The organism is Clostridium sp. AM33-3 (assembly GCF_003480315.1).
In the GTDB taxonomy this organism is placed as follows: domain Bacteria; phylum Bacillota; class Clostridia; order Lachnospirales; family Lachnospiraceae; genus Brotaphodocola.
The window spans coordinates 47,515-53,911 of the sequence record NZ_QUIV01000019.1 but is presented as its reverse complement, the minus strand read 5'-3'; the positions used below and the strand labels follow the sequence as shown (position 1 = coordinate 53,911).

8 protein-coding genes are annotated in these 6,397 nt (G+C 47.9%); 4 read left to right on the top strand and 4 right to left on the bottom strand.

The genetic code is table 11. The features are described 5' to 3' along the window. Positions 1–109: 109 nt before the first annotated feature. The gene (locus tag DW819_RS11465) at positions 110–676 is read right to left on the bottom strand and encodes a flavin reductase family protein (RefSeq protein WP_118733406.1); all 567 of its coding nucleotides are present in this window, start codon (positions 674–676) and stop codon (positions 110–112) included. 119 nt (positions 677–795) lie between these two features. Here DW819_RS11465 and DW819_RS11460 point away from each other — a divergent pair, with 119 nt between their 5' ends. Further along, positions 796–1,134, top strand: coding sequence for a helix-turn-helix domain-containing protein (locus DW819_RS11460; protein ID WP_118733405.1), 339 nt, complete (start codon positions 796–798; stop codon positions 1,132–1,134). 101 nt (positions 1,135–1,235) lie between these two features. Here the strand turns inward: DW819_RS11460 and DW819_RS11455 are convergent, their stop codons facing one another. The 3 genes from DW819_RS11455 to DW819_RS11445 form a co-directional block, all read right to left on the bottom strand. Beyond that, on the bottom strand, positions 1,236–2,258 hold the full coding sequence (locus DW819_RS11455) for an AraC family transcriptional regulator (protein ID WP_118733404.1): 1,023 nt from the start codon (positions 2,256–2,258) through the stop codon (positions 1,236–1,238). Continuing rightward, complete coding sequence (locus DW819_RS11450) at positions 2,255–2,641, bottom strand: metalloregulator ArsR/SmtB family transcription factor (RefSeq protein WP_118733403.1); 387 nt, start codon at positions 2,639–2,641, stop codon at positions 2,255–2,257. Before DW819_RS11450 ends, DW819_RS11455 begins: the two co-directional genes overlap by 4 nt. A gap of 462 nt (positions 2,642–3,103) precedes the next feature. After that, positions 3,104–3,547: an Rrf2 family transcriptional regulator gene (locus DW819_RS11445; protein WP_118733402.1), complete on the bottom strand. Its 444-nt coding sequence runs from the start codon at positions 3,545–3,547 to the stop codon at positions 3,104–3,106. Between the two features lie 126 nt (positions 3,548–3,673). Here DW819_RS11445 and DW819_RS11440 point away from each other — a divergent pair, with 126 nt between their 5' ends. Genes DW819_RS11440 through DW819_RS11430 form a run of 3 tightly spaced genes read left to right on the top strand, consistent with a single transcriptional unit; the run spans position 3,674 to position 6,386 of the window. Then, the gene (locus DW819_RS11440) at positions 3,674–4,654 is read left to right on the top strand and encodes an NAD-dependent protein deacetylase (RefSeq protein WP_182432636.1); all 981 of its coding nucleotides are present in this window, start codon (positions 3,674–3,676) and stop codon (positions 4,652–4,654) included. Beyond that, positions 4,651–5,532 (top strand): NAD-dependent protein deacetylase, SIR2 family, encoded by an 882-nt coding sequence (locus DW819_RS11435; RefSeq protein ID WP_118733400.1) that lies wholly within the window; start codon positions 4,651–4,653, stop codon positions 5,530–5,532. The genes DW819_RS11440 and DW819_RS11435 overlap by 4 nt, the downstream gene beginning before the upstream one ends. 17 nt (positions 5,533–5,549) lie before the next feature. Next, positions 5,550–6,386 carry an NAD-dependent protein deacetylase, SIR2 family gene (locus tag DW819_RS11430; protein WP_118733399.1) on the top strand — a complete coding sequence of 279 codons (837 nt, stop codon included), beginning with the start codon at positions 5,550–5,552 and terminating at the stop codon, positions 6,384–6,386. Positions 6,387–6,397: the final 11 nt, after the last annotated feature.

Genomic DNA, 6,397 nt, shown 5'->3' with positions numbered 1-6,397 from the left:
ACTGAGTAATTTTATCTTACATCAGTTTGGAGGTTTACACAAACTTTGGGATACTCCCATATTTTAAGAAGGAGCCTTCGCTTATGCGACAGCTCCTTTTCTGCACACCTTACTTTTTCAGCTTTAAGCCATCTCGGAATGCTTCGCCCACACGCTCGGTGACTTTATAATAGCCGTGGGTGTAGGGGTCAAATGCGATGGCGTTGACCTTAGACATATCAATTTTTCCATCCACTATAACGCTTTCATCGGCAGTAACATTGACAACCTTGCCGATGACGCCGCATCCGTATTCATTGTTCTGATACTCGATGAACCTGCACTCTAGGCAGATCGGGAACTCGTTGATGACAGGGGCATCTACAGTTTCTGCTTTACTGGCTGTCAGACCGCTGCGGGCAAATTTATCGGCAACTTTATTGCCGGACTCTACGCCGAAATAGTCTGCTTCCACTATGTGGGCAGCATCGGCAATGCTGACGGTGAATGCTCCCCGTGCCTTGATGTTCTGTACGGTCTTGTGTGTCTCGGTGAGGTTCAGAACAACGGAGTCTCGCTCCTGCATGGTGCCCCATGCGGCATTCATGACATTGACGCTGCCGTCCTCGTTGTAAGTTGCAACCATCAGAACAGGCATGGGGAAAATGCCTTCGGTAATTTTCAGTTTTGTTCTCATGATAACTCCTCCTTGTGATCATATTGACAGGACTGTTCATCCTGCTTATAATTATATCCACGCAAATTGTAAATTCAAGTACTGGTAATTATAACAGGTACTATCTTAGGAGAAAGTGAATGATACAGAACTATATTGAGAACGCCAATTTCGAAGATACCGGCTTTGCCTACACGTTGTCGCTGATCTCCGGCAAGCACAAGATGGTCATTCTTTACTGCCTGATGGAGTTTGAGACGGTGCGATTCAATGAGTTGAAACGGTATCTGAAAACCATTTCCGACAAAACTCTCAGCATGAATCTCAAGGAGCTGGAAGCGGATAAACTGATCGTCCGCACCGAGTATCCGCAGATCCCGCCGAAGGTGGAATATACGCTTTCGGAACGAGGAAAAACGCTGATGACTGTGCTGGATCAGCTCTGTGTCTGGGGCGAGGAGAATCGACTGACAGAGTGACAACTTCCAGATTGTATAATTTTAAAATTTGAAAAAGGAGGAATGTTAAGATAATTGTTGCTTTGAGAGCAATTCTAATTAACAAATTCCGGAATTTTTCATTACAGTGTTTTGCTAAAGGAATCCGATGGAGCTATACCCTGGATTTTTCTGTATTCTCTGGGTGACATTTTGACGATAGACTGAAAAGCGCTTGAAAACTTTCCCTGGGTTTGGTAGCCTACCTGGGAAGCAATATCCGCGATAGTGTCATTTGTTTCCCGCAATAATTTCATAGCCTGACGCGCTCGAAATTCCTTCATATAGGTGGCGATAGGCTGGCCGTAGACTGCCTTGAATATTTCCTTTAGAGTGGAGGTATTTATCAAATACTGTTTGGAAAGTTCTGCAATCGTAAATCGTTGATCCAAGTGCTCTGTCAACTGTTGATGAATTTCTTTTATCAATTCGGTTTGCTGGGAGAAGTATTGAGTCAATTCTTTATGCTCCGATTTCATGTTGCTCAAATAAATCAAAATTTCCAGCACCTTCAATTTCAAGAGGGAAATTCGAACGGACACAGGAGCAGAAAAGAGTGGGGCAAAAATGTGCTCTAAATCGGAACAGGACGGGATTGCGGATGGCTTTCCGGAGCAAAATCGATCCCGTAACTGGTCTGCCTCCACACCGGCATTCTTTAAAACTTCCGGGCAAATGGAAGAGAGCTGTTTCAAATCCACGGAAATAGAAATCCCCTCTGAATATCCTAGGGGAAGCATCATGGCGGAATCTGCGCAGCAGGCCATGCTGTGCGCAGTCACATCACCTGCACCTAAATAGACGGCAGTACCGCCTTGCATATTCCAACCCACGCGACCACTGCGACAATAGTAAATTTCTAAAACAGAATCCGAAGCATCGTGCCGAAACTTGACCTCTGAAGCAAGAAAAATATTGAAGGATACCTCTATTCCAGGAAAAGTTTCATATGTCTCCATACACCCTTTTCCAGCGGTAACCGCTCGAAACTGTTCTCCAAAGAGTGTGGTACCCGTTTCACCAGCCCGGCAATGCTTCAAGGCGAGGGTGCCGTTTGGAATCTTTTGAAGTTTTTGAGCGATAACTTTGGATTCTTCTTTTTTCATGGCGTTCCTTTTTGTTTTTCTACTTGCGACGGACAGGCGATTTTTACAAGCCACTCAATCATGTGATGAAAATTTCGGGCCTGCTCGGTATCAGCCGCCTTATAATAGACCTCTTTTCCGTCCCGGCGGCTAACGATCAGACCTGCTGATTTCAACTGCTTGAGATGGTGAGAAACTGCAGGACTGCTCATATCTACCATGGCTGAAAGATTGATAACACATTCCTCACAGTGGCAAAGCAACCAAAAAATGCGAATACGGCTGCCATCCCCCAGCTGCTTGAAAATATCAGCTACGGTTTGAAAGTTTTCTACACTGGGCATATGTTCCAGTTCCTGCTCGATAGTTTGTCCGTGGTCGTGGGGTAAGTGGTTCTGAATCATTTAGTACTCCTCCTTGAAGTCTATCTTATCATAGACCGGAGAGAAAAGAAACTTTACTTCTGAGATGTTTCTGGTTTGAAAATTTCAAAAGTAATGAAAGTATTTCAACTCTCTACGATGTGCTGTAAAATAGTTTGCAAGAAGCTACACTACAAAGCACGGGAGGAGAAGTTGTAATAACTTCCTTCGCTTTGGACAGCATATTAATCAGTGTAAGTTCTGCCTTTTCAAGCACAAATAAGTGGTATTACGAATCCGTACATTAAGAATTGTTTAAGCACCTTAGTTTAATTGTGTGGCAGTTCAGTCAATGGCTTCTCGACAATAATTGTCATGATGTCTGTATGGAATCCACGGGGTATAGGTTTCTCCGGTTCTCAGTATAGTCCCGCAAGGAGGTTCTGTATTTCCCGTTCAGAAGAATTTTTGTCCCCAATGGAAGAGTTTCTGAAAATCAATCCGTCATAAACGCTGCAAGAGCGTCCCTTCTAACTTCATGTGATATTGTTCCAGTACATCTTTCAGCGTGATTTCCTGCATTTTTTGTTCCGCTGTTTTTTGAATGTCCAAGTAAAAATCCCGCAGCACCAGTTGGATATTTACACCCACGCCACAAGCGGGGTTGGTGTGGATGTCCTGATGGAGCAGGGGCTTGTTGCCCTCTACTGCCCGATAGGCATCCAGCAGAGTGATTTTCTCCGGCTCACGTGCCAGAGCGGGTCGGGGATGTCCCTTCACGCTGACCAGCAGTCCTCCCTTCCGCAAGGCGGACATGAGCTGGCGCACATAGGCAGGATTCGTCTGAACGCTCTCTGCCAGCTTGTTACTGGTCAGGTCGCAGTCTGGGTACAGAGCGATAAAAGCCAGAATATGAACAGCATCGCTAAGGCGGGTGGGATATTTCATGGCCTGATCTCCTTTTTGTTTTGATGTTATTTTTATTATAACAGCATATTGACAGTGATGCAAGAGGATGTTAATATGATTTGAAGTAAGAATAAAAATAACACCAACTCGAAAGGAATGGTGACAATGAACTTCTATGATGATTTGGTCATGCAGACCCAGATGAATTACTCCAAGTACTATCATATCTATGCTTCCGGCAGTACGCCTTATCAGCTGACTGACAAAAAGCCGCTGCCGTATAGCGAACAGATCCATCGTTTGGTACAGGAGATAAAGGAAGCTGACTGTGTGGTAGTGGGCGGGGCCTCCGGCCTGTCCGCTGCCGGTGGCGGAGATTTTTACTACGAGGACAACGACTCCTACCGCAAATACTTCCGGCCTTTTGCCGAGAAATACCACTTCAAAGGTGCTTTTGCAGGGATGATGCACCCCTGGAAGACAAGGGAGGAGTATTGGGGGTATCTCGCCACCTTCCTTCACACCACCCAGACCGCACCTGTGCGTCATTCCTATTTGGATTTAGACGCTTTGCTGAAAGGCAAGGACTTCTTTATCCTCACCACTAACCAGGATACCCAGTTTGTCAAACTCTACCCGGAGGAGAAGGTGGCGGAGATCCAGGGGGATCACCGCTTCTTCCAGTGTGCCGCCTGTTGTACCGATGACACCTGGGATGCGGTAAAGCCAGTGGTTGATATGGTAGCCGCTATGGGGGATGGCACGAAGATTCCCACGGATCTCATTCCCCGGTGCCCTCACTGCGGCGGTGAGGCATTCCCCTGGGTGCGAGGATATGGGAATTTCCTGCAAGGAAAGAAATATGAAGAACAGTACGAAAAAATTTCTCGCTATGTTCTGGAACACAAAGACAGCAAGATTCTATTTCTGGAGCTGGGCGTTGGCCGAATGACTCCCATGTTTATCCAGGAGCCTTTCTGGAACCTGACTCTCAGATTTCCCCATGCTCGATATATTGCTGTCAACAACAAGTATAGCTTCCTGCCCAAGCAGTTGGAGGACAAGGGCATGACCATTGTGGCCGACATTGCTCAAGTGCTACGGGATGCACGGGACACCGTGAACAGCGGAGATAACGATCAATGAGGGTTGGAAACCAAGCGGTGATTCAGGAACTTGCCGAGCGTATTGATCAAGCAGATGCCGTTGTGATCGGAGGCGGCTCCGGTCTGTCAAGCGCAGCCGGATACGACCACTACCATTGGTCCCCGGCACTTTCGGAGGCATTGGCTCCCTTTCGCGAACAGTATGGCTTTACCTCTCCGCTGGCTGGATTCTACCATTGCTTTTCCAGCTATGGGGAACAGTGGGGGTATTACAGCCAATATATCCGCTTCCTGTGGGAAGCCCCTACTGGGAAGCCCTATCTGGACCTGCAGGCGCTTGTTGCGGACAAACCTGCCTTTGTTCTGACCACCAATGTGGATCAGCAGTTTTTTCGGGTATTTCCCCAGAAACAAATTTGCGCCTTTCAGGGAGACTTTAGCTACTGCCAATGCAGTCAGCCCTGCCGGGATGATATTTGGGAAAACCGCGAGCTAGTGAAGGAGCTGACTGGTTGCTTGGCAGGCGTTCGCCTGCCGGAGGAGGCTGTTCCTCGTTGCCCGGATTGCGGGCGGGTGCTGGTGCCCTGGGTACGAGATGATACCTTTCTGGAGGGAACCTTCTGGCAGGATAGCCTAGACCGCTACCATGCTTTCCTCCGGCGCTGGCTGCTGGAGCAGACGAAAAAAAATATTTTGCTATTGGAGCTGGGCGTGGGGGAGATGACACCCAGTATCATCAAACTACCCTTCTGGGAACTTACTGCTAAAAACGAAAACGTTTTTTATGCATGTCTTAATCGAGAGGCAGCTCATAGGCCAGAGCATCTGCGGGGATGCAGCCTGTATCTGCAAGGAGATTTGGCGGAAACTCTAGCTGCCCTCCGACAGGAGCGATCCATCGCAGCAACCATAAAATAGAAAAGGAGCGAACGAATATGATTGATTGGAACCCTATTGCGGAAAAATTCAGAGAAGCGGACGCTATCCTGATCGGGGCCAGTAACGGCCTGTCCATCACCGAAGGACTGCATTTGTTTGCAGACAATGCAGCCTTTGATGAATTGTTTGGAGATTTCAAACAAAAATACGGCTTACATTGTATTTTGCAGGGTATGATGGCCGGATGGTCCAGCGAGGAGGAAAAGTGGGCCTTCTGGGCTCGGCTCATCCATCATTACTGCGGGCAGTACCAGCCTACGCCGGTGATGAACGATTTGAAGGCCATTGTAGGAGAAAAAGATTACTTTGTCGTCACATCAAACGGAGAAGGTCACTTTGAACTGTGCGGCTTCGATCCGACGAAAATCTATGAGATTGAGGGTAACTGGTTTACGATGCAGTGTGCCCGTCCCTGCCACAACACCCTCTATTCAAGTTTAGAGGTGGCCGAAAAATTATCCGCTGCCGAACAGGGCGGCCATGTACCTACAGAATTGGTGCCGCATTGTCCCAAGTGCGGAGGTCCCATGGACATCCACATGGGTGCGGGTCAGAGAATGATTCCGGATACCGCTGCCCAGGCACGGTTCCAAAACTTTCTGAAAACCTACCACGGGAAGAAACTGGTGGTTCTGGAGCTGGGCATTGGCTGGCGTAATCAGCTGATCAAGGCTCCGATGATGCGCCTGGTGGCCGGCGAGCCAAATGCTACTTATGTGACCATCAATCTGGGGGAGATCTACATTGTGGACAATATCAAAGAGAAGTCCTTCGGGCTGGACGGACGGCTGGATGAGCTGCTGCCTGCTCTCCGGGAGGCGTGCGAGGCATGACGATTTCGGAG